Annotated in this window: 18 protein-coding genes; 2 read left to right on the forward strand and 16 right to left on the reverse strand. The window is 73.1% G+C overall.

Features of this window, described 5'->3' with window-relative positions:
* Positions 1–36 precede the first annotated feature (36 nt).
* The 6 genes from AB0B68_RS24195 to ald all read right to left on the reverse strand — a co-directional run bounded on the left by AB0B68_RS24195 (position 37) and on the right by ald (position 6,037).
* Positions 37–807: a pseudouridine synthase gene (locus AB0B68_RS24195; RefSeq protein ID WP_238659881.1), complete on the reverse strand. Its 771-nt coding sequence runs from the start codon at positions 805–807 to the stop codon at positions 37–39.
* Positions 794–1,762 carry an SMC-Scp complex subunit ScpB gene (gene scpB, locus AB0B68_RS24200; RefSeq protein WP_357262874.1) on the reverse strand — a complete coding sequence of 323 codons (969 nt, stop codon included), beginning with the start codon at positions 1,760–1,762 and terminating at the stop codon, positions 794–796. Before scpB ends, AB0B68_RS24195 begins: the two co-directional genes overlap by 14 nt.
* Positions 1,755–2,744, reverse strand: coding sequence for a segregation/condensation protein A (locus AB0B68_RS24205; protein ID WP_357206013.1), 990 nt, complete (start codon positions 2,742–2,744; stop codon positions 1,755–1,757). Before AB0B68_RS24205 ends, scpB begins: the two co-directional genes overlap by 8 nt.
* A 41-nt stretch (positions 2,745–2,785) precedes the next feature.
* A complete protein-coding gene (locus AB0B68_RS24210; RefSeq protein ID WP_030487987.1) occupies positions 2,786–3,709 on the reverse strand; it encodes an AAA family ATPase in 924 nt (307 codons plus the stop codon).
* A gap of 179 nt (positions 3,710–3,888) precedes the next feature.
* Complete coding sequence (locus AB0B68_RS24215; protein WP_357262877.1) at positions 3,889–4,854, reverse strand: site-specific tyrosine recombinase XerD; 966 nt, start codon at positions 4,852–4,854, stop codon at positions 3,889–3,891.
* A 67-nt stretch (positions 4,855–4,921) separates the two neighbouring features.
* Positions 4,922–6,037 carry an alanine dehydrogenase gene (gene ald / locus AB0B68_RS24220; protein WP_279519840.1) on the reverse strand — a complete coding sequence of 372 codons (1,116 nt, stop codon included), beginning with the start codon at positions 6,035–6,037 and terminating at the stop codon, positions 4,922–4,924.
* 229 nt (positions 6,038–6,266) lie between these two features.
* On the opposite strand from ald, the gene AB0B68_RS24225 reads away from it, so the two are divergent.
* Positions 6,267–6,605, forward strand: a complete 339-nt coding sequence (locus AB0B68_RS24225) for a TM2 domain-containing protein (protein WP_357208534.1) — start codon at positions 6,267–6,269, stop codon at positions 6,603–6,605.
* 84 nt (positions 6,606–6,689) lie between these two features.
* On the opposite strand, the gene AB0B68_RS24230 is transcribed toward AB0B68_RS24225, so the two are convergent.
* From AB0B68_RS24230 to recN, 9 genes are all read right to left on the reverse strand, one after another.
* Positions 6,690–7,295, reverse strand: a complete 606-nt coding sequence (locus tag AB0B68_RS24230; RefSeq protein WP_357208018.1) for an NUDIX hydrolase — start codon at positions 7,293–7,295, stop codon at positions 6,690–6,692.
* Positions 7,292–9,043, reverse strand: coding sequence for a CTP synthase (locus tag AB0B68_RS24235; RefSeq protein ID WP_357208020.1), 1,752 nt, complete (start codon positions 9,041–9,043; stop codon positions 7,292–7,294). Before AB0B68_RS24235 ends, AB0B68_RS24230 begins: the two co-directional genes overlap by 4 nt.
* Positions 9,044–9,206: 163 nt before the next feature.
* Positions 9,207–11,621, reverse strand: coding sequence for a hypothetical protein (locus tag AB0B68_RS24240; protein WP_357208022.1), 2,415 nt, complete (start codon positions 11,619–11,621; stop codon positions 9,207–9,209).
* A complete protein-coding gene (locus tag AB0B68_RS24245) occupies positions 11,621–12,790 on the reverse strand; it encodes a glycosyltransferase family 4 protein (RefSeq protein WP_357262880.1) in 1,170 nt (389 codons plus the stop codon). The genes AB0B68_RS24240 and AB0B68_RS24245 overlap by 1 nt, the downstream gene beginning before the upstream one ends.
* Positions 12,787–14,475, reverse strand: coding sequence for a lipid II flippase MurJ (locus tag AB0B68_RS24250; RefSeq protein WP_357208366.1), 1,689 nt, complete (start codon positions 14,473–14,475; stop codon positions 12,787–12,789). The genes AB0B68_RS24245 and AB0B68_RS24250 overlap by 4 nt, the downstream gene beginning before the upstream one ends.
* 1 nt (position 14,476) lies before the next feature.
* A complete protein-coding gene (locus tag AB0B68_RS24255; protein WP_357262883.1) occupies positions 14,477–15,343 on the reverse strand; it encodes a hypothetical protein in 867 nt (288 codons plus the stop codon).
* 67 nt (positions 15,344–15,410) lie between these two features.
* Positions 15,411–16,352 carry a copper transporter gene (locus tag AB0B68_RS24260; RefSeq protein WP_357208588.1) on the reverse strand — a complete coding sequence of 314 codons (942 nt, stop codon included), beginning with the start codon at positions 16,350–16,352 and terminating at the stop codon, positions 15,411–15,413.
* Positions 16,353–16,379: 27 nt separating this feature from the next.
* Entirely contained in the window at positions 16,380–17,558 is a 1,179-nt protein-coding gene (steA, locus tag AB0B68_RS24265) for a putative cytokinetic ring protein SteA (protein WP_357262886.1), read from the reverse strand.
* Between the two features lie 119 nt (positions 17,559–17,677).
* Positions 17,678–19,435, reverse strand: a complete 1,758-nt coding sequence (recN, locus tag AB0B68_RS24270; RefSeq protein ID WP_357262904.1) for a DNA repair protein RecN — start codon at positions 19,433–19,435, stop codon at positions 17,678–17,680.
* Between the two features lie 89 nt (positions 19,436–19,524).
* Between recN and AB0B68_RS24275 the strand changes: the two genes are divergently transcribed.
* Positions 19,525–20,544, forward strand: a complete 1,020-nt coding sequence (locus AB0B68_RS24275) for a helix-turn-helix domain-containing protein (protein ID WP_357208205.1) — start codon at positions 19,525–19,527, stop codon at positions 20,542–20,544.
* 79 nt (positions 20,545–20,623) lie between these two features.
* Here AB0B68_RS24275 and AB0B68_RS24280 read toward each other — a convergent pair whose 3' ends face one another.
* On the reverse strand, positions 20,624–24,343 hold the full coding sequence (locus tag AB0B68_RS24280) for a S8 family serine peptidase (protein WP_357262889.1): 3,720 nt from the start codon (positions 24,341–24,343) through the stop codon (positions 20,624–20,626).
* Positions 24,344–24,348: the final 5 nt, after the last annotated feature.

The raw sequence follows: 24,348 nt of genomic DNA on the forward strand, positions 1-24,348 counted from the left end.
TGGAGCCTACCGGCTGCCGTACCCCGAACTCGGGGGTCAGTCACCCACCGCGTTGAACAGGGCGGCGACCTCGGCGTTCGTCAACCGCCGGATCCGTCCGGTCCGCAGTTCGCCCAGCCGGATAGGACCGATCGAGGTACGCACCAGCCGGGTGACAGGGTGCCCGACCTCCTCCATCAGCCGGCGGACGATGTGCTTGCGGCCTTCGTGCAGGCTCAGCTCCACCTGGGCGGATTTACCCAGGGTGTCCACCACCTTGAACGAGTCGACCTTGACCGGCCCGTCCTCCAGCTCGACGCCGGCCAGCAGCCGCTTGCTCAGGTTGCGCGGGATCGGCCCGACCACCTCGGCCAGGTAGGTCTTCAGCACTTCGTACGAGGGGTGCATGAGCTTGTGCGCGAGGGTGCCGTCGTTGGTGAGCAGCAGCAGGCCCTCACTGTCCGCGTCGAGCCGCCCCACGTGGTAGACCCGCTGCTCCACCCGGTTGCCGATGAACTCGGCCAGCTCGTTGCGCCCCTTGTCGTCAGCCATGGAGGTGACCACCCCGCGCGGCTTGTTCATCGCCACGTAGACGAGGCGAATGTCGACCTGGAGGCGCTCCCCGTCCACGTGGATCACGGAGGTGGCCGGGTCGACCTTGTCGCCGAGCTTGGCGACCCGCCCGTCCACGGTGACCCGGCGGCGGAAGATCAGGTCCTCACAGGCGCGCCGGGAACCCACGCCGGCGGCGGCGAGCACCTTCTGCAGGCGCTCAGCCCCCTCGTAGACGGGCGCGTCGGGTTTCGGGGAACGGTTATCGGGTCGCATCAGCAAGCTCTTCTACGTCGTCGGGCAGGAAGGGTGCGAGGGGCGGCAGCTCGTCGACGGTGTTCAGCCCGAGCTTCTCCAGGAACAACGTGGTGGTCCGGTAGAGGAACGCCCCACTGTCCGTTTCGGTGCCGCACTCCTCGATGAGGCCACGGGTGACCAGCGTACGGATGACCCCGTCGCAGTTCACACCCCGGATGGCTGAGATTCGCGAACGGGTCACCGGCTGCTTGTACGCAACCACAGCGAGCGTCTCCAGCGCCGCCTGGGTCAGCCGCACGGACTGCCCGTCCAACACGAACCGCTCAACGTACGTAGCGTATTCCGGCCGGGTGTACAGCCGCCACCCGCCCGCCGCCCGCCGCAGCTCGAACCCGTGCCCGGACGCCGTGTAACCGGCGGCGATCTCGTCGAGCATCGGCCCGACCCGCTCGGCGGGCTGCTCCAGCACCTGGGCCAGCACCAGCTCGCTGACCGGCTCGTCGACCACCAGCAGAATCGCCTCCAACGCGCCGCGCAGCTCACTGTCGGACAGCTCGGGCGCGGGCTCCGGCACGACCGTCGCCCGCCGCCGTCCCGCCAACTGCCGCCGGGGTACGCCCGCAGTGTCACCCGACTCCCCCACCGTGCCGTCCGTCACCTCGCCGAGGTCCGGGCGCGCCGAGCCCACGTCGCCCGCAGCCGCCTCAACGCGATCGGGCTCACCCGGGCCCGCCTCGTCTGGGCCCTGCCCATCCGGGTCACCCTGCGCAGAGCCCGGCGCGACCACGTCCGGCTCGGCGGCTTCTGGCTCCGGTCCGGGCGCTGCCAAAGCGGGCTCGTCGGTCTCCGGTGACGCGGCGGAGCCGTCCGGCTCCGTGGGGGTGTCGGCGGCGGGCGGGCGGGGACGGTCCCACGGGGGCACCCAGGCGGCGGCCTGGTCGGCCAGCGAGTCCCGACGTTGCTCGTCACTCATCCCGCGCACCCTCCGTCGTTCCCGTCCCGTCCGGCCCGCCGGCCTCCCCCGTCGGCTCAAGCTCAGCCCCCGCCGGCTCAGGACCCGCCCCCGTCAGTTCAGGCCCCGGTGACTCCGGGTCGGCCGGGGCTCCGGCGTACTCGTCGACGTGCAGCTCGGTGTCGCCGTCGGCCGGGCCGGTCCAGCGCACTGTCAGCTCCTCCAGGGCCTGCTCCTGCACGAACGACACCAGGCCCTCCCGGTACAGCTCCAGCAGCGCGAGGAACCGGGCCACCACCTCCAGGGTGGCCTCGCAGTCCGCGCAGAGCAGCGAGAACGTGGCGGTGCCGGCCCGGCGCAGCCGTGCGGCGAGGATCGCGGCGTGTTCCCGGACACTGACCCGGACCATGTGCACGTGGGCGATGGAGACCTCCGGCACCGGCTTCGGGGTCATCGCCTTCACGGCCAGCTTCAGCAGCCGCTGGGGGCCGATGCCGAGCACCAGGTCGGGCAACGCCTCGGCGTAGCGGGCCTCCAGGCTCACGGCGCGCGGGTAGCGTCGGCCGCCGACGGCCTCCAGCTCGGCGATGTGCGCCGCCGCCTCCTTGTACGCCTTGTACTGCAACAGTCGGGCGAAGAGCAGGTCCCGTGCCTCCAGCAGGGCGAGGTCGGCTTCGTCCTCCACCTCGGCGGCGGGCAGCAGCCGGGCTGCCTTCAGGTCGAGCAGGGTGGCGGCGATGAGCAGGAACTCGCTGGCCTCGTCCAGGTCCCAGTTGTCGCCCATGGCCCTGATGTAGGCGATGAACTCGTCGGTGACCGTGTGCAGGGCCACCTCGGTGACGTCGAGTTTGTGCTTGCCGATCAGTTGCAGCAGCAGGTCGAACGGGCCGGTGAAGTTGGCCAGCCGCACCGTGAAGCCGGTGGCAGCGGGATCGACCGGCGGCACACCGTCGACCACGGCCGCGTCGGCGGTCTCGGGTGGGTCGAGGGGTGGCGCGGTCACCGGACGACCGTAGTCCACGAGTCGGGCACGGGACGTTCCGGCTACCGCTCCGACTGGGCGGCGATCACCTCGCGGGCCAGCTGACGGTAGTTACGTGCCCCGGAGGAGGCCGGGTCCATCGTCGTGATGGGGGCACCGGCCACGGTGGACTCGGGGAACTTCACCGTCTTGGTGATGACCGTCTGGTAGACCTTGTCGCCGAACGCCTCCACCACCCGCTGGAGGACCTGGCGGCAGTGCGTGGTGCGGCTGTCGTACATGGTGGCGAGGATGCCTTCGAGCTCCAGGTCGAAGTTGAGCCGCTCGCGCACCTTGTCGATGGTGTCCAGCAGCAGTGCCACACCCCGCAGGCTGAAGAACTCGCATTCGAGGGGGATGAGCACGCCGTGCGCGACGGTCAACGCGTTGATCGCCAGCAGGCCGAGTGACGGCTGGCAGTCGATCAGGATGTAGTCGTACTCCTTGCGGACCGTGCGCAGGACCCGGGCCAGGGCCATCTCCCGCGCGACCTCGTTGACGAGCTGGATCTCGGCGGCGGAGAGGTCGATGTTGGCCGGCAACAGATGCAGCCCCGCGACGTCGGTCTTGATGACGACGTCCTCGGCGATGATGTCGTCCTGCATGAGCAGGTTGTAGATGGACAGGTCGAGGTTGTGCGGGTTGACGCCCAGCCCCACCGAGAGCGCGCCCTGCGGGTCGAAGTCGACGAGCAGCACCTTGCGGCCGTACTCCGCGAGGGCGGCGCCCAGGTTGATGGTGGTGGTCGTCTTACCGACGCCACCCTTCTGGTTGGCCATCGCGATGATGCGCGCGGGGCCGTGCCGGTCGGTGGGCATCGGCTCGGGAATGGGCTTGCGCATCGTGTAGGCAGCCGGGTCCGCAGGACCCAGGTCCGCGCCGAGCGTGGCCTGCTGCTCGCGGAGCTCCGACGTCCAGGTCTCGGCACGGTCACCGTTGCCAGCCATGTGCTCGTTGCCCCCTCCCGACGACCCACCCGGCGTCGGAGCCGTCCGACGTCCTTCGCGGCGCCGCTGCGCACCCCGGTCGTGTCGCTCCAGGAGGTCCGCGCCGATGCCGACTGTACGCCACCGACCAGCAGGGGGTTCGGCACCGGCCCGGCGTGTCGGCGTCGACCGCTACCGGTTCAGCCCTGGGCGCGGGGATGGGCGGTGGCGTACACCTCCCGCAGCCGCTCCACGGTGACCAACGTGTAGACCTGGGTGGTGGTCACCGAGGCGTGGCCGAGCAGCTCCTGGACCACCCGGACGTCGGCGCCACCGTCGAGCAGGTGGGTGGCGTAGGAGTGGCGCAAAGTGTGTGGGGAGACCGCGGCCGGCCCGTCGACGGGCAGCCCGGCCCGGTCGGCGGCGCGGCGCAGGATGCCCCAGGCGCCCTGGCGGGACAGCGCGCCACCGCGGGCGTTGAGGAACACCGCCGGGGTGCCCCTACCGGCGGCGGCCAGCCCGGGACGGGCCCGGACCAGGTAGGCGCTGACGGCGTCGACGGCGTACCCGCCGATGGGCACCAGCCGCACCCGGCCGCCCTTGCCGCGCAGCAGCACCGTGCCGTCGTCGGTGTCGAGGTCGTCCACGGCGGCGCCGACCGCTTCGGAGATGCGCGCGCCGGTGCCGTACAGGAACTCCAGCAGCGCCCGGTCGCGCAGCGCGAGAGGCGCGTCGTCGCCGGTCGCGGTGATCGGGCCGGCGGTCTCCAGCAGCCGGACCACGTCGTCGACCGGTAGCGCCCGGGGCAGCCGCCGGGGCGGCGTGGGCGGGCGGACGTCGCGGCTCGGATCGGCGCCGGCCAGGCCCTCGCGCAGCGCGAAGCGGTGCAGGCCGCGTACCGCGCTGGCCGCGCGGGCGGCGGAGGAGACAGCGAGGGGCGGGTGCGCGTCGTCGCCGGCGCGCAGCCGCGCCAGGTGCGACTCGACGAGGCCGGCGCCGACCAACGCGAGGTCGGTGACGCCGGCGTCGGCCAGGGTGGCGAGATAGCGGTCCAGATCCCGGCGGTACGAGGCGAGCGTGTTCGCGGAGAGGCCACGTTCGACGGTCAGGTGGTCGAGGTACCCGCGAACGGCACGGCGCAGCGCCGGCGCGGGCTGTTCGCCCACGCCGGCGCCGGCTACACCGTCGGTCAGTGCCCTGCCCCTCGGCTCGCTACCGCTCGGCCGCCACCGTTCAGGCCAGCACGTCGGCCAGCGGGAGCACGTCCATGCCGTGCGCCTCGGCGACCGGGCCGTAGGTGACCTGACCGGCGTGGGTGTTGAGGCCCAGCGCCAGCGCCGGGTCGTTGCGCAGCGCCTCGCGCCAGCCCTGGTTGGCCAGTTCCAGGGCGTACGGCAGGGTGACGTTGGTCAGCGCGTAGGTGCTGGTGTTCGGCACCGCGCCGGGCATGTTCGCCACGCAGTAGAAGATCGACTCGTGGACCTTGTAGACCGGGTCGGCGTGCGTGGTGGGGCGCGAGTCCTCGAAGCAGCCGCCCTGGTCGATGGCGATGTCGACGAGAACGCTGCCCGGCTTCATCCGGGAGACCAGCTCGTTGGAGATCAGCGTCGGGGCCTTCGCGCCGGGCACCAGCACCGCGCCGATGACCAGGTCGGCGTCGAGCACGGCGCGCTCGACCTCGTACGCGTTGGAGGCGACGGTCTGCAGGTGGCCCCGGTAGATCGCGTCGGCCTGCCGCAGCCGGGCGACGTTCTTGTCCAGCAGCAGCACCTCGGACTGCAGACCCAGCGCGATCGCGGCGGCGTTCATGCCGGAGACACCGGCGCCGATGACCACGGTCTTGGCCGCGTACACGCCGGAGACACCGCCGGGCAGCACACCACGCCCACCACCGGTACGCATCATGTAGAAGGCGCCCACCTGCGGGGCGAGCCGGCCGGCGACCTCGGACATCGGGGCGAGCAGCGGCAGCGACCGGTCGGGCAGCTCGACGGTCTCGTACGCGATGCCGGTGACCCGGCGGTCGATCAGCGCGTCGGTGCACTCCTTGGAGGCGGCCAGGTGCAGGTAGGTGAAGAGCACCTGCCCCTCGCGCATCCGGTGGTACTCCTCGGCGATCGGCTCTTTGACCTTGAGGACCAGCTCGGCGGTCTCCCACACCTCGTCGGCGGTGGCGAGGATCTTCGCGCCGGCGGCGGCGAACTCCTCGTCGGTGATGCTGGAGCCAACCCCGGCGCCGGACTCGACGAAGACCTGGTGGCCGCTGCGGGTGAACTCGTTGACACCCGCTGGCGTGATCGCCACGCGGTACTCGTGGTTCTTGACCTCGCGTGGGATTCCGACCTTCACGATGCAGACACCTCTCTTCGGGGCTGCTCTCCCCCGACTGCTCGGTGCCACGACGGCCCCTTTGCCGCCGCGGTACACCGGTCCTGCGGCGGCAGTCTAGGCGCGCCCGGTGCCGCCGCGAGCCAGCACAGTGACACCCGGTGCCCGGGTGTCCTGACGATGTGTCAGGGCACCGCCGAGATACGGCGGTCGAGCGTCACCTCAGCCAACAGGACAATGTTTCACCACTATCGTCCCATCTGCCGGGCGGCGGTGCGGACAGCCGGCGAGTGGATCACTAATGTGTCCGCCCATGACCACTCCTCCTTACCAGCCCGGTTACCCCGAGCCGGGGTACCCCCAGGGCGTCTCCGACAAGAGCAAGATCGTCGCGGGTATCCTCGGCATCCTGCTCGGCACCTTCGGTGCCGGTCGGTTCTACACCGGACACACCAAGATCGCCGTTCTCCAGCTCGTCGTGAGCGTGGTGACCTGCGGCCTCGGCGCTTTCTGGGGCCTCATCGACGGCATCCTCATCCTGGTCAACGGCGGCACGGACGCGCAGGGCCGTCCGCTGCGCGACTCCTAGACCAGCAAGCGAAAGGGGCCCCGCGGTTGACCGCGGGGCCCCTTTGGCGCGTACTCCCCCGACCGGCTGGACCGGCGGCGACGCTCAGCGCGGCAGCGGCGCGTCCGCCCGACGCAGAGACGCGAAGCCGGTGTCCCGGGCCCGGGCCGCGGCCAGCAGCCCGGCCACCGCGGACGCGTTGGTGATCTCACCGGCCGCGACCATGGCGACCGCCTCGTCCAGATCGATCCGGACGACCTGGAGGTCGGCCTCCTCGTCGTGGCGCTCGTGCCGCTCGTCGGCCGGCACGTCGGCGAGGTCGCGGGCCAGGAACACCCGGACGATCTCGTTGGTGAACCCCGGCGAGCTGTGCAGGTCCACCAGCACGTCGACCCGCCCGGCGGTGAGGTCGGCCTCCTCGGCCAGCTCCCGCAGCGCGGCCACCGGCAACTCCTCGCCGGAGACGTCCATCAGACCGGCCGGCAGCTCCCACAGGTGCCGCCCGACCGGGTGCCGGTACTGCCGGATCAGCACCACCTGGCCGGCGTCGTCGAGCGCCACCACGGCCACCGCCCCGACGTGCCGGACGAGGTCACGCAGCCCGGTCCCACCGCCCGGCATGGTCACCTCCTCGGTGACCACGTCGAAGATCCGCCCCCGGTACCGCTCCTGCCGGGAACGCACCTCGTAGCGGTGCTCCAGGTTGCTCACGACGCCGACGACGCCTTCGTCGCGGCACCGTTGCGGGCGGCCTTGCGCGTCGTCGGGGCCTCCGCCGCCGCGTCCAGGTCGACCGGCAACTGGTCGGCCTGCGAGTACGTCACCGCGGCCTTGACGAACGAGGCGAACAGCGGGTGCGGGCGGGTCGGACGGCTCTTCAACTCGGGGTGCGCCTGGGTGGCCACGAAGAACGGGTGCAGGCTCCGGTCCAGTTCGATGAACTCGACCAGCCGGCCGTCCGGCGAGGTGCCGGAGATGTGCAGACCCGCCTTGGTCAGCGCGTCCCGGTAGGCGTTGTTCACCTCGTACCGGTGCCGGTGCCGCTCGCTGATCTCGGTGCTGCCGTACGCCTCGGCGACGATCGAGCCCTCGGTCAACGTCGCCGGGTACGCGCCCAGGCGCATCGTGCCGCCCAGGTCACCCCGACCGGCGACGATGTCCTCCTGGTCGGCCATCGTGGCGATGACCGGGTGGGCCGCCTGCTCGTCGAACTCCAACGAGTTCGCGCCGTCCAGGTCCGCCAGGTGCCGGGCCACCTCGATGGTCATGCACTGCAGGCCGAGGCAGAGGCCGAGCAGCGGGATGCCGGCCTCGCGGGCGTACCGGGCAGTGCCGATCTTGCCCTCGATGCCGCGGACGCCGAAACCGCCGGGGATGAGGATGCCGTCCACGCCGGCCAACGCCGCGGCCGCTCCGGCCGGGGTGACGCACTCGTCGCTGGGCACCCACTTGAGCTGCACCCGGGCCCGGTGGCCGAAGCCCGCCGCCCGGATCGCCTCACTCACCGACAGGTACGCGTCGGGCAGGTCGACGTACTTGCCGACCACGGCGACGGTGACGGTGTGCCGGGGGCGGTGCACCCGCTCCAGCAGGTCGTCCCAGCTGGCCCAGTCCACGTCCCGGAAGGAGAGGCCGAGCCGGCGTACCACGTACGCGTCGAGCCCCTCCCGGTGCAGCACCTTCGGGATGTCGTAGATGCTCGGGGCGTCCGGGGCGGCGACGACCGCCTCGGCGTCCACGTCGCAGTAGAGCGACAGCTTCTCCTTGAGCTTCACCGGGATCTCCCGGTCGCAGCGGAGCACGATCGCGTCCGGCTGGATACCGATGTTGCGCAGCTGCGCCACCGAGTGCTGCGTCGGCTTGGTCTTCAGCTCACCCGATGGCGCCAGGTACGGCACCAGCGAGACGTGCAGGTAGAAGCAGTTGTCGCGGCCAAGGTCGTGGCGGACCTGACGGATCGCCTCCAGGAACGGCAGCGACTCGATGTCACCGACCGTGCCACCGACCTCGGTGATCACCACGTCGGGAAGCTGGCCGTCCTCGTCCGGGTCGGCCATCGCCAGGATCCGCGACTTGATCTCGTTGGTGATGTGCGGGATGACCTGGACGGTGTCGCCCAGGTACTCGCCGCGCCGCTCCTTGGCGATCACGTCGGAGTAGATCTGACCGGTGGTGACGTTCGCCTTACCGGACAACGCCCGGTCGAGGAACCGCTCGTAGTGCCCGACGTCGAGGTCGGTCTCGGCGCCGTCCTCGGTGACGAACACCTCACCGTGCTGGAACGGGTTCATCGTCCCCGGGTCGACGTTCAGGTAGGGGTCGAGCTTCTGCATCACCACGCGCAACCCGCGCGCGGTCAGCAGGTTGCCGAGGCTGGAGGCGGTGAGGCCCTTACCCAGCGAGGAGGCGACGCCCCCGGTGACGAAAATGTGCCTGGTCGTCCGTGCTGATGGGGCCAAGGCCTGCTCCCGTGTCGTCTGTCGCGGTCATGCAGACCGCCGTGCTTGATCAGCAAAGTGATCACGCGATCCACGGGATTCGACGGTAACACCTCCCGGGCGGGTACCCGCAGGCCGCACCCCGGCCGCGACACCTCCGGGCCATCCGGACGAGGCCCGGCGCTCAGGACGCGGCAACCTCCGTCGATGACCGGGGGACCTGCCGGGGCGGCACGGGCACCGTCGGCGCGGCGTCCGGCGTCGACCCGCTCGCGGTCGGCTCGGCCGGTTCGTCGGCGTCCCCCCGGCGCTCGCCCGCAGGGTCCGACACCGGTTGGGCGACCGTCGCCGGCGCGCCCGGGGGCGGGCCGGCGATCGGACGGGGATGCACGGCACCCAGTGGCCCACCGCCGCCGGTCGGACCGTCACCGCCACCGGCCGGGCCGACCCCGCCGGACCCCGAGTCGTCGTCGGCGCCGTTGGCGCGGGAGCGGGCCGCTACCGGGCGGGTCCGGTCCGCGGCGTGCCCGAGCACCCGTAGCGACGCCAGGGCCGCCATCGGCACCACCAGGGCGGCGGCAGCACCCATCACGTCCAGGGCCGCGCCGTCGAGCACACCACCGAGCACCGCGGCGACCACGGTGCCGGCCAGCGCGGCCCGGACCGCCGGGTAGATGCCGAACAACCGCATCAGCCCACCCCACGGCTGCAACAGGGCGAACCACACCAGCAACCCGGCGGCCAGCGCCAGCACCGTCAGCGGGCTGTTGACCAACGTCTCGAAGTTCTCCGTGCTGGAGCGGTGCACGGCGAACCCGCCGGTGCCGTCACCGAGCGCGGAGAGGAACCGGCCCAGGCTGCCCCGCTCCGCGGCCGGACGCCGCAGGTCCACCACCGCGAACCCGATACCGACCGCCAGCGCGGCCATGGTGGCCCAGGCCAGCCGGCTGACCGTCAACCAGCCACCGGCGCTGATCACGGCGGCGACGCTCACCCCGGCGGTGAGCGCGATCGCGCCGACCGGGTCGGCGCCCAGATACGGGCTGCCGACCACCACCACGGCGAGGCCACCCACCGCCACCATCACCGCCGGCCGCCAGCCCCGGTGCACCCGTTGCGCGAACCAGCCGCCGGTGACCAGCGCACCGGCGAGGAACACTCCCAGACCCACAGTGCTCAGCCCGGCGTACCGGCCGCCCTGCAACGCGGAGTAGCCGACCACACCGTTGAGTTGCAGGCGGGCCCCGGTCAGCACGTCCAGCCCGACCACGAGCGTGGTGAGGCCGGCCACCGCCCCCAGCGGCCCGAGGGTGTTCGCGTACCCGGGGGCGAACCGCACCGCCGCGGTGCCGGCGGCCACCAGCAGCGCCGTCACCCCGGCGAAGATCCACCCGGGGTGCTCACCGCGCCACCAGGGCACCGCGTCGGTCAGCAGCGCCGCCGGCACCGTCAACGCCGCGGCGACCAGCAGCAGCTCCATCACCGCCACGATCCGCCCGGAGACGGGCGTCGGACCGGCCGGGCCGGCGTGCGGACGGGCCCGGCGCAGCAGCGGCAGGATCGCGACGGCCAGCAGCACCTGCACCCCGGCGAGCAGCGTGAAGAACACCCCGGAGACGGAACGCTGCGCGGCCGCCTCCCGGTCGGCGTTCGCCGGCGCGTTGATGGCCTCGGTCAGATCGGCGGGACGACCGCCGGTGCTGATCGCCGGACGGCCGAGGAAGAGCCGCTCCGGCATGGGCCGGCCCAACGCGGCGAGGGCGGTCGGCGCGAGGTCGACGAGTTGCAGGTACCCGTCCCGGCCGGTGCTGGCCGACGTGAGCCACCCCCGCTCCCAGCCCGGCCCGTCGGCGACCGCCACGTGCAGCCGCGCCGGCTGGGTGGTGTCGGAGATCCCCGCGACCAGCACCAACGACCGTGGGGGTCGCGCCGCCAGCACCCGGGCCAACTCGGCGTCCGCCGCGCGGGCCTCCTCGGCGCGGGTGGCCGCGTCGGCCCCCTTGACCGTGCCGAGGTCGACGATGCTCAGCACACACGAGCCGAGCAGCGGCCGCGGGTCGGCCGGCAGCCCCGAGGCGTACCGGTCGACGCGGCCGAACGGTCGGGCGGCGGCCACCGCCGCGCCCGGCCCCACGGCGACAGAGCACCGCACCGACTCGGACAACGAGCCGGGCAGGGCGCCCCAGGGCAGCCGCTGCTGGTTGTACTGGACCACGCTCTCCTGGTCGGGCAGGTTCGCGCCGATGCCGTCGGGCTGTTCCACAGTCACCGCCGCCGACGGACAACCGTCGACCGACCGGCTGCCGTTCCACGCGGCGAAGCTGCCCGCGCCCAAGGTCAGCCAGCCGTCCACCGGGCAGGTGGGCCGGTGCGCGGACCGCACCGACAGGGAGCCGATCGAGCCGTCCTGGGCCATCCGCCACAGCGTCGGGGTGCTCTGCGGGTTCACGTCGTCCCAGCGCAGCCCGGCGATCCCGGCGAGCACCACGAAGTCAGCGGTGCGTTGCGGGGCACCCTGGGGTGGACGGGCCGCGAGCGCGGTGACGCCCAGCGCCACCACGAGCACTGTCAACAGGGCGGGGGCGATTCGGCGCAACATCACCGGTGTCCCGTTCTCGGGGCGTCGGAGCCCGGGGCGGCCGCCGCACCGCCGGGGTTCCCGGCCAGCTCGGCGTAGAGGGCGGCAAGCGTGGCGACGGTGTCCGCCTCGGTCGGCCACGTCGCCGCCCGTTCGGTCCCGCGCCGGCCCAACTCCGCCCGCGCCGCCGGGTCGTCCAGCAACGCGCGTACGGCCGCGTCGAGGGCGTCCACGTCACCGGCGGGAACCAGCGTGGCGGCGTCGCCGACCAGATCCGGGAGCCCGCCGACAGCGGTGGCCACCAGTGGCACACCGGCGCGCAACGCCTCCTGGGCGAAGAGTTGCCGCGCCTCCCAGTCGCTGGTCACCACCGCCAGGTCGGCGCCGGCGAGCAGGTCGGCCACGTCGGTGCGGTGCCCCAGCAGGGTCACCGGGGCGCGGGCGGCGGAGGTCCGCGCGGCGAGCGGCAGATACGCCGGCCCGCTGCCCGCGATCACCACGACCGGCGGCGGGGTACGCGTACGCCAGCGGGCCGCCGCGTCGATCAGCACGTCGTAGCGCTTCTGCGGGTGCAACCGACCGACCGAGACGATCAACGGCTGGTCCGGGCGGACGCCGAACTCGGCGCGTACCGCCGCCGGGCGTCGACGCGGCGCGGGCAGCGTCGGCGCGGCGACCGGGGCGAGCCGGGCGTCGACGGCACCCACCTCGGCGGCCCGCCGCACCAGGTCCGCGGAGGCACCGAGCGCCACCCGCACACCCCGGGCGACCACCCGTTCGACGAGCCGGGACACCCCGCCCCGCAGTCCCCCGGCGAGCACCGCGTTGTGCCAGGTGACGATCAGCGGGACGGCCGGACGGGCCAGCACGGCGACCAACCCGGCCCGCAGGCCGTGCGCGTGCACCACGTCGACGGTGGCGGCGGCGAGCGCCCGGCGCAGCGTGAGCACCGCCCGCGCGTCGGCCGGAGTCGGGCTGGCCGGGATCTCCACCGCCTCGAACCGCGCACCGACACCGGTGAAGTCGAACTGCTCCTCGGTGGCGGCGGGCCCGCAGACCAGGACTGTCGTGCCGCCCGCGACGAGACCGCGGGCCACCGAACGGACGTGCTGGCCGACCCCGCCGGTGCTGGACGCGAGCACCAACGCGACGGTGCCCGACCAGCCGGCGGGCAGAGGTGGCTCAGTCATCGCGTCGCCGTCTCCTTCCCGTCGCCCCGCTGCGCGGAGCCCGCGCCCGGTGTCGGCGCACCGCCGGACGGCCCCCGCCGGCCCAGACGCCGCAGCACCCCGGCGAGCAGTGGCTGTACGTCCCGCCGGTCGACGAACCAGACCACGGCGAGGAACACAACCCCAACCAGAACCCCGGACAGCATGCCCTGACCGAACGCCACCGCCGTCGTCGGGGTGCCGCCGTCCGACTGATCGAGCCAACGGCTGAGGCCCAGCCCGGCGAGCCCGGCGAGCACACCGGCGAGGCCACCGGCCGCTGCGGCCCGTGCCGCTCCCGCGAGGGCGGGACGGCCGGCGCTGCGCCGCACCGCCAGGAGCAGCAGGGCGCCCAGCACCAGCATCCCCACCGAGTTCGCGGCCGTCACCGCGAGCACCCGGTCCCGCAGGGGCAGCACCGCGCCGAGCAGCAGGACGACGGCCGGCACCACCAGGAAGCCGACCGCCGTGGCGAACGTCGCCGCCCGCGTCTCGCCCCGCGCGTAGAGCGCCCGGGTGAGCACCGCGAAGAGGCCGTAGCCGACCAGGCCGGGGGCGTACCCGATGATCGCGGCGGCGGCCGTCGACGCGGTGTCCGCCGGGAAGAAGAAATGCCCCACCGGCCCGGCGGTCCCGATCAACGCGGCCGTGCCGAGGCAACTGAACAGGAGCACGCCACGCACGGCCGGCGCCAGGGTAGCCCGGTAGGTGCGCTCGTCTCCGGCGGCCCGCGCCGCCGCCAGGGTCGGGTAGGCGGCGATCGCCAGCGGCACCGCCAGCACCGCCCACGGCAGCAGGTAGACGGTCTGCGCCAGGTTGTAGACGCCCGGGTTGCTCCGCGCTCCGGCGGTGACCTGGTTCAGGCTGACGATCAGCGCGATCTGCTGGGTGGTGACGGTGACCGCGCCGGCCACCGCCAACCCGCCGACCCTCGCCCGCGCGTCGGCGGGAAACCCGAAGCCGGGTCGCAGCCCGAGGCGCAACCGGCGGACCGGGATCAGCAACGACAACGACAGCACCACCACGCCGAGGGTGGTGCCGCCGGAGAGCAGCAACTCACCTCCGGCGCTGACCCCGCCGACAGTGGCGTACCGGCCCTGCGTGACGGTGAACCCCAGGTACACCAGGATGACGGTGAGGCTGGACAGCAACGGGGCGAGCACCGGCCACGCGAAACGGCGGTGGGCCTGGAGCACCCCGGTGAGCACGATGCCGACCCCGTACAGCGGCAGTTGCGGCGCGAAGACCCGCAGCATCCGCACGCCGCTCTGCTGCTGGGCGGTGGTCAGGTGATGGCCCAGCGACTCGACCACCGGGCCGGCCAGCAGCACCACGAGCAGCGCGAGGGGAACCAGCAGGGCCAGCGTCCAGGTCAGCAGCGCGCCGGTGGTCCGGGCCACGGCCGTCCGGTCGCCCGCCGCGACCGCACCGGCGAGCAGCGGTACGACGAGGCTGGCCAGGGCTCCCCCGGCGACGATCTCGAAGATGAAGTTCGGCACCGCGTTGGCCACCACGTAGGTGCCACCGAGGTCGGTGGGCGCCAGGCTCCAGGTGAACACGGCGGTACGGCCGAAGCCGGCGAGTCGGCTGGCCACGGTGAGGACGGCGATGAGCGCGGCTGCCCCGGCCAGCCGGCCGGCGCCGGCGAGGGGTGCCGGTCTGGTCACGTCAGTCGGCGCGTCGGCCCAGTGCGTCGAGCTCGCGCAGCCCCGGGGTCCGCTGGATCACCGCGGTGAAGCTGACCTTCTCGCTGGCGGCGGTGAGCCCGGCCAGGACGGCGAGCAGACCGGCCCGGCCGAGCGGGCCGGTCCGGGCGGCGAGCGCGACGCCGAGCACCGCCCCGAGCGCGTTCGCGCCACTGTCGCCCAGCATCACGTCCTCGGCCAGGTCGTCACGGAGCAGACCGGCGGCGGCACCGGCCGCACCCGCCGCGATACCGCCCTGCGGGCCGCCGGTCAACGGCGCCGCGAGCAGCAGCCCGGACTTGAGGGCGCGGCCCGGCCGCAGGTCGAGCAGGTTGAGCAGGTTGGCCGTGCCGGCGATCACACCGGCACCGAGCAGCACGTCGACGCCCCGGCCGAACGCACCGTGCCGCTGCCGGCGCGGGTGCGCGGCGACCCGGGAGTCGGCGGCGAGCAGCGCGGCGGCGCCCAGCCCGACAGCGCCCACCCCGACGACCTTGACCAGACCGGCGGTGACCCGCCCCTCGCGCAGCGCGGCGAGGTGCCCGGCGAAACCCTTGGCCGCCTTCTGCTCCGGCCGCGCGCCGACCACGTCGTCGTACAGGCCGACACCGCCCGCGCCGAGACCGGCGACCAGGGCGGCCCCACCGGCGGCGCCGCCGGTGGCACCGAACGCGCCGGCGGCGGCAGCGCCGGCGGCGAGCGCCGGCCCGGCGGCCAGGCTGACCGTGCGGCCACGGAAGTTGGTGCGTTCCAACGCGGGCCCGGCCGGCGAGGTGCGCGCCTCACGCAGCGCGTACCGGGCCGCCGCGGCGCCCGCACCGGCGATCAACAGCCGACCCAGGGCGCTCACGCCGCCACCTCGCCAGCTCGGTCACGCGTCACCTGGTCGGATCCGGACACGGGGGTACGTCGTTCGCTCACTGGGGCAGTCTAGGCAGCAGCGACGCGGCGTTGTCGCCGACGCCGTACTGCCCGGCCTTCTTCTCGGTGAGTTGCTGCACCAGGGCGAGGCTGGTGACCACCTGGCCCTGCACGGTGTTGGCGTTGTCGACCGTGGAGATGGTCTGGGCGAGCACCGGGTCGCCGCGCACCACGCCGACCAGGTTGCCGCCGACCGAACCGTTGCCGGCCACCACGATCGAACCGGTGCGGTCGAACTGCTCCGCGACCTTGACCACCGACTCGTCCCGCTTGTCGGAGTCCTTGTCGACGTACGGCTGGCCGCTGACCACGACGACAGCCTCCGCCGAGGCGGTCACCTTGTTGCTGTCAGTGGTCAGATAACCGGCGTTGTTGTAAGCGGCGAGCACCGCCCGCCGGTCGGCGTCGCTGACCGGCGCGACCCCCTGCGGCCGGTCCAGCAGGACGCTGGCGAGCAACGCGCTCGAGGTCTCCACGCCGTGCCCGTTGCCCGGCAGGCCGGTGGTCTGCGCGGTGGGGCGGGCGGCGGTGACGGCCAACTCCAGCAGGTTGGAGTTGTTGTCCGGGTTGATGAACTTGTCCTGGAGGTCGACCTGGCCGGTGATGGTCGCCCCGCCGAGCTGGAGCTTCTTGAGCACGCCCTCGGTGTGGTCGCGCCCGTTGGGCAGGCTGAGCACCACGACCCGACGCCCGGTGAGGGTGCCGGGCAGGAGAATCTGAGCGGTCTCCTCGGCGAACTCCTCTTCCAATGCCAGTTGCTTCTCCATGTTGCTGACCGTCTGACGCCAGTGTTGGTTGTCCTTGCGCAGCCCGGTGACCTGCCCCTCGAGCGAGTCAGCGACCGGGCCGTTGAGGGCGGCTGTGCCGACCACCAGCCCGATCGCCAGAGCCAGGAAGACCGCGGTGAGGGACACCACGTGGTAGCGGAAGTTGATCACGCTTGCAGCCTCTTGATCGGTCGGGAACTAGAAGAGCCGGTACAGCTGGAACACGAAATTGTCCCACCACTCGGCGACCACGCCCAGGTACGCCTTCCCGACTGTCGACACGGCCACCGCGGACGCCATCGCCGCGATAGCCGACAGCACCAGCAGCAGCAGCGACGAGCCGGAGATGCTCTGCCGGTAGAGCCGGCTCACGCCCTTGGCGTCGACCAGCTTGCCGCCGACCTTCAGCCGGGTCAGGAACGTCGAGGCCATCCCGCCGCGACCCTTGTCGAGGAACTCGACGAGGGTGGCGTGGGTGCCGACCGCCACCAACAGCGAGGCGCCCTTCTCGTCGGCCAGCAGCATGGCCAGGTCCTCGCTGGTCGCCGCGGCCGGGAACGTGATGGCCGGCACACCGAGGCCGTTGACCCGGGGCAGGCCCGGCGCGCGCCCGTCCGGGTACGCGTGCACGATCACCTCGGCGCCGCAGCGCAGCACGTCGTCGGTGACCGAATCCATGTCCCCGATGATCATGTCGGGGGTGTAGCCGGCCTCGACCAGCGCGTCCGCGCCGCCGTCGACGCCGATGAGCACCGGCTTGAACTCCCGGATGTACGGGCGAAGCACGTCCAGGTCGGCCTTGTAGTCGTAGCCGCGCACCACGATCAGGCAGTGCCGACCCTGCATCTGGGTCTCGATGTCCGGCACACCGACACCGTCGAGCAGCAGGTCGCGTTCCTGACGCAGGTAGTCCATCGTGTTGGCGGCGAACGCCTCCAACTGCACCGACAGACCCTCCCGGGCGTCCGCCATCGCCTTGCCGACCGACTCGGCGTCCTGAAGGCTGCCGTGGGCCACCGGCTCGTCACCGGCGAAGACCGTGTTGCCCTCGATACGCACCTGGTCGCCCTCGCGGATGCGCTCGAAGACGCCCTCCCCCAGGTCGTCGAGGAGCGGAATGCCGGCGGCGATCAGCACCTCCGGGCCCAGGTTCGGGTAACGGCCGGAGACCGAGGGCTTGGCGTTGAGCACCGCCGCGACCCCGACGGCGACGAGCGAGTCGGCCGCCACCCGATCCAGGTCGACGTGGTCGATGACCGCGATGTCACCGGGGCGCAGCCGACCGACCAGGCGTTTCGTCCGGCGATCAAGGCGCGCGGTGCCGAGGACTCTGCCCGGTTCGGCGTTCCGGTTCCGGCGCAACGTGGGTAGACGCATCGTGACCATCCTGGCATGTGAGGCAGGCTTTTCTGTCGCGACATGCCTGAGCAGGGCCGCCTACCCAGGGAAGCACACACCGGCACAAGCCGGTGTGCTTGCGCTCACAATACGCGGCGTCACAACCGCCTTTCCTTGGCGGCCACTGCCAGAAGCTCCTCGGCATGGGCGATACCCAGATCCGAATCGGGCAAACCCGCCAGCATGCGCGCCAACTCCCGCGCCCGCTCGGTGTCCTCCACCACGCGCACCCCGCTGGTCGTCACCGCGCCGCCGGTGTCCTTCGCCACCACCAGGTGCCGGTCGGCGAACGCGGCCACCTGCGGCAGGTGCGTGACCACCAGCACCTGGTGGCTGCGGGCCAACCGCGCCAACCGACGGCCGATCTCCACCGCCGCCTGCCCGCCGACCCCCGCGTCGACCTCGTCGAAGACCAACGTGGGCGGGCCACCGGAGCCGGCGAACACGACCTCGATGGCGAGCATCACCCGGGACAACTCACCGCCGGAGGCCCCGCGCTGCAACGGCAACGACGGCGCCCCAGGGTGGGCCAGCAACCGCAGCTCCACCTCGTCACCGCCGTCCGGCGTGACACCCACCTCGACGCCGTTGACCGCAAGCGTCGGCTCGGCACGCCCGGCCGGACGCGGCAGCACCGCCACCTCGATCCGCGCGTGCGGCATGGCCAGCCCGGCCAGCTCGACGGTGACCTGGTCGGCGAAGCGGACCGCCGCCTCCTGCCGGGAGGTCGACACCCGCCCGGCCAGATCGGCCACCTCCACGGCGAGCCGCTGGCCCTCCCGCTCCAACTCGTCGAGCACGTCGTCGGACATGTCCAGATCGGACAGTCGGGTGCGCGCCCGATCGGCCCAGGCGATCACCCCGTCGACGTCGTCGGCGTACTTGCGGGTCAACGCGCGCAGCGCCGCCCGCCGCTCATAGACGTGCTGCAACCGGGCCGGGTCCGCGTCGAGCGTCGCCAGGTAAGCCGACAGCTCCGCGGACACGTCGGTGACAAGGGTGGCCGCCTCCTCCAGGCGGGCCGCCAGCTCACCGAGCGCCGGATCGGTGCCGGACTGCGCCTCCAGGGTCCGCCGGGCGGTGCCGAGCAACGCCGCCGCGTCCGGGGTCTCCTCGGCCGCCTCCGCGCCACCGGCCACACACTGCTGGGCGATCTGCGCGGCCGTCCGCAGACCCTCGGCGTGCTCCAGCCGCTGCGCCTCGGTCTTCAGCTCGTCGTCCTCACCGGGCTGCGGATCGACCCGGGTGATCTCGTCGAGGCCCAACCGCAGCAGGTCGGCCTCCTGGTTGCGCTCGCGGGCGTTGCGCCGACGGTCGGCCAGGTCGTCGACGACCCGACGCCACCCCGTGTACGCCTCGCGCAGCGCGTCGAGCAGCTTCTCGTGCGCCGGGCCGGCGAACCGGTCCAGTGCGGCCCGCTGCTCGGCCGGGCGCAGCAACCGCAACTGGTCGGACTGGCCGTGCACGGCCACCGCCTGCTCGCCGACCTCACCGAGCATCGACACCGGCATGCTCCGGCCACCGACGTGGGCGCGCGAGCGCCCCTCCACCGTCACCGTGCGGCTCAGCAGCACCGAGCCGTCCTCGTCCGGGTCGCCGCCGGCCTCGACGATCCGCGCGTGCACGGCGTCGGCGACCCGCCCGTGCAGCCGCAGCCGCCCCTCCACCACCGCACGACCGGGTTGGGCGCGGACCCGCCCGGCGTCGGCCCGGCCGCCGAAGAGCAGGCCGAGGCCGGTGACCACCATCGTCTTACCCGCACCGGTCTCGCCGGTGATGACGTTCATGCCGCCGGTCAACGGCAGCGTGGTGTCCTCGATGACGCCCAGTCCGGTGATGCGCAGCTCTTCCAGCACAGCCACCGACAGTAGACGCGAGGCCCGACACTTGACCAGCCGACGGGCCCGGGTCAGGCCCGTACCCGGCCGACGTACAGTTCTGCCCCGTGTTGGATGTGATCGGCCTGACCTCGGCTGAGGAGGAGCTCTACCGCTGCCTGCTCCAGCTCACCACGGCCCGCATCGACGAGTTGGCCCGTCGCCTGCACCGACCCCGGGAGCAGGTCGCCGCCCAGGTCGAGGCACTGCGCGGCAAGGGCCTCGTGCAGCGCAGCGACACCGACCCGGACGCCCCGCTGCGCCCGACCGCCCCGGACGTCGCCCTCGGCGCGACGCTGCTGCGGCGTCAGGAGGACCTGGAGTCGGCCCGCCGACTCGTCACCCAACTGGCCGAGGAGTACCGCTCCGGGCTACGCCGACACCACGTCGACCATCTGGTCGAGGTGATCACCGGCGCCCGGGTTCTCCGGGACCGCCTGCGCGACCTGCAGAACTCCGCGCGTACCGAGGTGCTCTGGTTCTGCCGGGCCAACCCCCTCGCCATGGCCGGCCCGGAGAACGTCGAGGAGTTCGACGCGCTGGCCCGTGGGGTGAGCTACCGGGCCATCTACGAGCGTGACCTGCTGCTGGAACCGGGCGCGTTGGCCGACCTGGCCAAGGGGGTCGCCGCCGGGGAGCAAGCCCGCGTCCTGGACCGGCTGCCGGTCCGACTGGCCATCGTGGACGCCCGCACCGCCATCTGCCCGTTGGTGCCCGACCGCGACGGCGGCGAACCGAGCGCCGCCGTGATCGGCCGCAGTCAACTGCTCGACGCGCTGCTCGCCCTCTTCGAGAGCCACTGGCGGGTCGCCACCCGGCTGCGCCTCGACGACCCCCTCGCCGTCGCGGCCCCCGAGCCTCGACGGCCGGAGCCCGCGGACCAGCCGAGCGACGGTTACCAACCCGACGCCGACGAGGCCCGGCTGCTGTCGCTGTTCGTGGCGGGCGTACCGGACAAGTCCATCGCCTCCCAGCTCGGGGTGAGCCGGCGGACAGTGCAACGGCGCATCGCCGACCTGATGGCCGCCGCCGGTGTGGACACCCGGCCCGGGTTGGCGTTCCAGGTGGCCCGACGCGGCTGGCTCTGACGCGAAAGGGTCCGCCGTCGACCGACGGCGGACCCTCGACCGGCGGGGCGGGACGGCCAGGCCGCCCCGCCCCTCCCGATCACCGCAGCCCGTACGCCTGGAGCACCGTCTGGTCGACGGTGTTCCCGGCCCGGTCGGCGGCACGCACCCGCAGCGACACCGTTTCGCGCCCCGCCGGCACGGTAGCGGTGTACCGGGTGCCCGACCCCGTGGTCGGCGCGTTGCGCCAGGTGACGCCCCCGTCGAAGGAGACTTGCACCCGGACGCTGGCACCGGTCGGCCTCGGCGCCCCGGCCGGCTGCCGTAGGGTCAGCCCGAGCTGGTGCGGTCGGTTGCCGCGGACCGTGCCGCGCAGGTCCGCCGGCACCCGGTAGTCCACCTGGAGCAGCGACAACGGCGTGGCGGCGTCGCCCGCCGGTCGGGCCGAGGTGAACTCCCAGGCCGTGTCGGTCCGCGTGCCGTAACGCCACTCGGCCGAGGACCGCTGGGTGGTCACGTCCAGGCGGTACCGGGCGGCCCCGGCGGTCGTGGGCACCGACGCCCAACCCTCGGAGAGGTCCGCGATCTGCTGCCCGTTGCGGCTGACCCGGGCCGTGACGGTGTCCGACTCCTCACTCTCGCCGGCCACGCTGTAGTGCCCCTCGGCGTCGACGAACTCGGGCACCCGCAACTCCAGGTTGTCACCGGTGCGGGTGGGCACCGGCGCACCGGTGGCCGGGACGGCCGGGCGGAGCACCGGCGCGTGCCAGGTCTCGGTGACCCGGTCGTCGGCGGCGTAACGGCGCGGCTGCTGGGTGAGACCACCGGTCAGCTGCCCGCCCTGCATGAACATGATCTTGTGCAGCACCCGTTGCTGCCACCAGTTGTCCCCGGAGCTGACGAACTCCCGTCGGGTGGTGCCGGTACGGACCAGCCGCTGGTTGTCGTTCCACGCGGTGTCCTGCCACGGACGCCACCCGAACCGCTGCTCGCTGGCCCAGTCCCCGCCGACGTTTCCGTAGTGGGTGGTCACCTCGGCGGTGTTGCGGTCGGTGACCTTGTGCAGGATCCGCTCCGGGACCCGGCCCTTCGAGACCTGCCACACGTCGTACAGGTACGGACTGTCCACCGTCAACGTCAGGTCCAGCGTCGTGTGACGCTTCCGGACCGCCGCGATGATCTTCTGCCCGTCGTCGTACGCCACCGCCATCGACGGGATCGGCAGCCGGTCACCCAACGGGGTCCACGACGTCCACGCGCTCTGGTCGGCCGGGCGGACGATCAGCGCCACCTTCGCGCCAGCGGCAGCCGCCGCCGCGATCTGCTCCTCCTCCGAAGCGTCCGGGGTGCTGGTGAGCAGCGCCGCGGCACCACGTACCCGGGCCAGCTCGGCGGGGGTACCGGTGCCGGCCCAGACCAGCGGCAGCTTGCGCCGCTCGGCCGTCGCCGGCGAGTAGCCCATCAGGTTGATGTCCAACGGACCGGACACCCCGCTGATCGTCGCGTCCACCATCGGCGCGACCAACTGCCAGCGCGACGCGAACTCGAACTCGCCCTGGCGTACCGCACGGGTCGGGGTGACGTTGACCTGCTGGATGGTGCTGAAGGTCATCACACCGTGGTCGACCTGCCGGCCGTTGCCGAAGACCCGGTGCTCGTAGAAACTGATCGTCGAGCGCTGCTCGGAGGGCTTCGGCGTCTCGATCCGCACCGGGGTGCCCTTGCGCGGGTCGAGGACCACCGTGAGGTCCCGGTCGACGAGCAGCTCCGGGTCGGTGACCAGGGTGATCTGCTCGTCCAGCGGGGCACCGTGCTCGATCAACGCCTGGACCAGGTAGGGGCCTTCCTCGACCTGGAGTTGCACCTCGCCGCCGACCCACCCGAGCCAGTCGGATTCGGGCTGCTCACCGAAGAGGGTGAGCACCGACGCGAGACCCGGCTGACCCTGCATGTCCAGCGCCCGCACGGTCACGGTGTGCAGCGGTCCGCTGAGGGTGAGCGCGACAGCGGTGCGCACCGCGACGCCGTCCGCGCCGGTGGCCACCAGCCACCCGCTGTGCACACCCCGGTCCAGCTTCGCCGGGTCCGCCCGCAACGGCACGGCGACGCTGCCGCCGGCCGGCACCGTCACCTCGACGCCGCCGACCGTGACCCCGTCGGTCTCGGCCGCACGGGTGTCCAGGTTGCGCAGCTCCAGGGCCAACCGCAGGGTCTGCGGGGCCGTGCCACCGTTGGTGTACGTCACGGTCCGCTCGACCGGCACGCCACCGGTGCTGAGCCGGCCGAAGTCAGCGGTGCCGGACCCATAGACCCGCTGGCCGAGCGCGCGGGCCACGTCGACCCGACCGGCGCCCTGCTCGAAAACGGTCAACGCCGGGTTCGCCTTCGTGGTGCTGACCAGCGCGTCCTTGAGCTTCGCGGCGGACCAGTCGGGATGTTCCTGGGCGAGGATCGCCGCCGCCCCGGCCACGTGCGGCGTGGCCATCGAGGTGCCGGACGCGGTCGTGTACGCGTCGTCCACCGGCGTACCCATGGCGGTGCCGGCGGCCCGGGCGGCGACGATGCCCACGCCCGGCGCGGTGATCTCAGGCTTCAGGCCGTTGTCGCCGAGGCGCGGACCCCGGCTGGAGAACTCCGCCAGCTCGTCGGCACGGTCCACAGCGCCGACGGTCAGCGCCGCCGCGGCCGCGCCGGGCGCACCGACGGTCCGCGCGGCACCCGAGTTGCCGGCGGCGACCACGAACAGCGCGCCGGTCTCAGCGGTCAGGTCGTTCACCGCCTGGCTCATCGGGTCGGTGCCGTCGGTCGGGTCGCCACCGAGGCTCATGCTGACCACCTTCGCGCCGGAGTGGGCGGCCCACTCCATACCCGCGATGATGGACGAGCTGTAGCCGGAGCCACCGTCGTCGAGCACCTTGCCGACCAGCAACCGCGCACCCGGGGCCACGCCCTTGCGCAACCCGTCGGACGCCGCCCCGCTGCCCGCGATGGTGGCGGCCACGTGGGTGCCGTGGCCGTGCCCGTCGCGGGCGCTGCCGCTGCCGGAGAAGTCCTGTGCCTCGGCGATCCGACCGGCCAGGTCGGGGTGGGTGGCGTCGACGCCGGTGTCGAGCACCGCCACCTTCACGCCGGCACCGTCGCGGCCGGCGGCCCAGGCGATCGGAGCGCCGATCTGCGGCACGCTGTGCTCCAGCGTCGGGCGGACCTTTCCGTCCAGCCAGATCCGCGCGACACCGGCCCCGAGCCGGGCCGGCGAACCGGCTGTCACCCGCTGCCCGGGCGCGCCGCGCAGCGACGTCCACAAGCCACCCAGGTCACCCTTGCCGACCCGCAGCGCCGCGCCGTTGATGCTCTCCAACGGACGCGCATCGGTCGCGCCGGCCAACGGCCGGACCCGTCCGGCGGCCGGCTCCTGATAGCGGACGATCAGCGGCAACGCGCCCTGCGCGGCATCGCCGTACCCGTCGGCCGCCAACTCCTGCACGTCGAACAGGTCGGGGTCGAGCACCCCCGCGGAGAGGTACGGCATCACGTCGCTGGGCAGCACCCGCAACCCGCCGTCGGCCTCGACAGTCTGGAAGGCGATCCGGTCGCGCCCCGGGCCGGGGTGGACGGTGGCGGCGACCCGACCGGGTGCCGCCTGCACCAGGTCGACCTGGTCGCCGGTGATCAGAGTGATGCGGACGGGTGCGTGCTGGGCGGGCGTGCCCGACGTCGGGCCGGTGGGCCGGGCGGGCGGGTCGGCGGACGCCGGTGCGGCGACGCCGACCACCAACGCGCCGACCGCGCCGACGGCGAGCCAGCGTGGGGACCAGTGCATGCGAT

The sequence above is a fragment of the Micromonospora sp. NPDC049049 genome, assembly GCF_040649115.1.
In the GTDB taxonomy this organism is placed as follows: Bacteria; Actinomycetota; Actinomycetes; order Mycobacteriales; family Micromonosporaceae; genus Micromonospora.

Coding starts and splice junctions, on each gene's coding strand:
- AB0B68_RS24245 (WP_357262880.1), bottom strand. CDS start 12,790: ATGACTGAGCCACCTCTGCCCGCCGGCTGGTCGGGCACCGTCGCGTTG.
- scpB (WP_357262874.1), bottom strand. CDS start 1,762: ATGAGTGACGAGCAACGTCGGGACTCGCTGGCCGACCAGGCCGCCGCC.
- AB0B68_RS24210 (WP_030487987.1), bottom strand. CDS start 3,709: ATGGCTGGCAACGGTGACCGTGCCGAGACCTGGACGTCGGAGCTCCGC.
- AB0B68_RS24240 (WP_357208022.1), bottom strand. CDS start 11,621: ATGTTGCGCCGAATCGCCCCCGCCCTGTTGACAGTGCTCGTGGTGGCG.
- AB0B68_RS24195 (WP_238659881.1), bottom strand. CDS start 807: ATGCGACCCGATAACCGTTCCCCGAAACCCGACGCGCCCGTCTACGAG.
- steA (WP_357262886.1), bottom strand. CDS start 17,558: ATGCGTCTACCCACGTTGCGCCGGAACCGGAACGCCGAACCGGGCAGA.
- AB0B68_RS24280 (WP_357262889.1), bottom strand. CDS start 24,343: ATGCACTGGTCCCCACGCTGGCTCGCCGTCGGCGCGGTCGGCGCGTTG.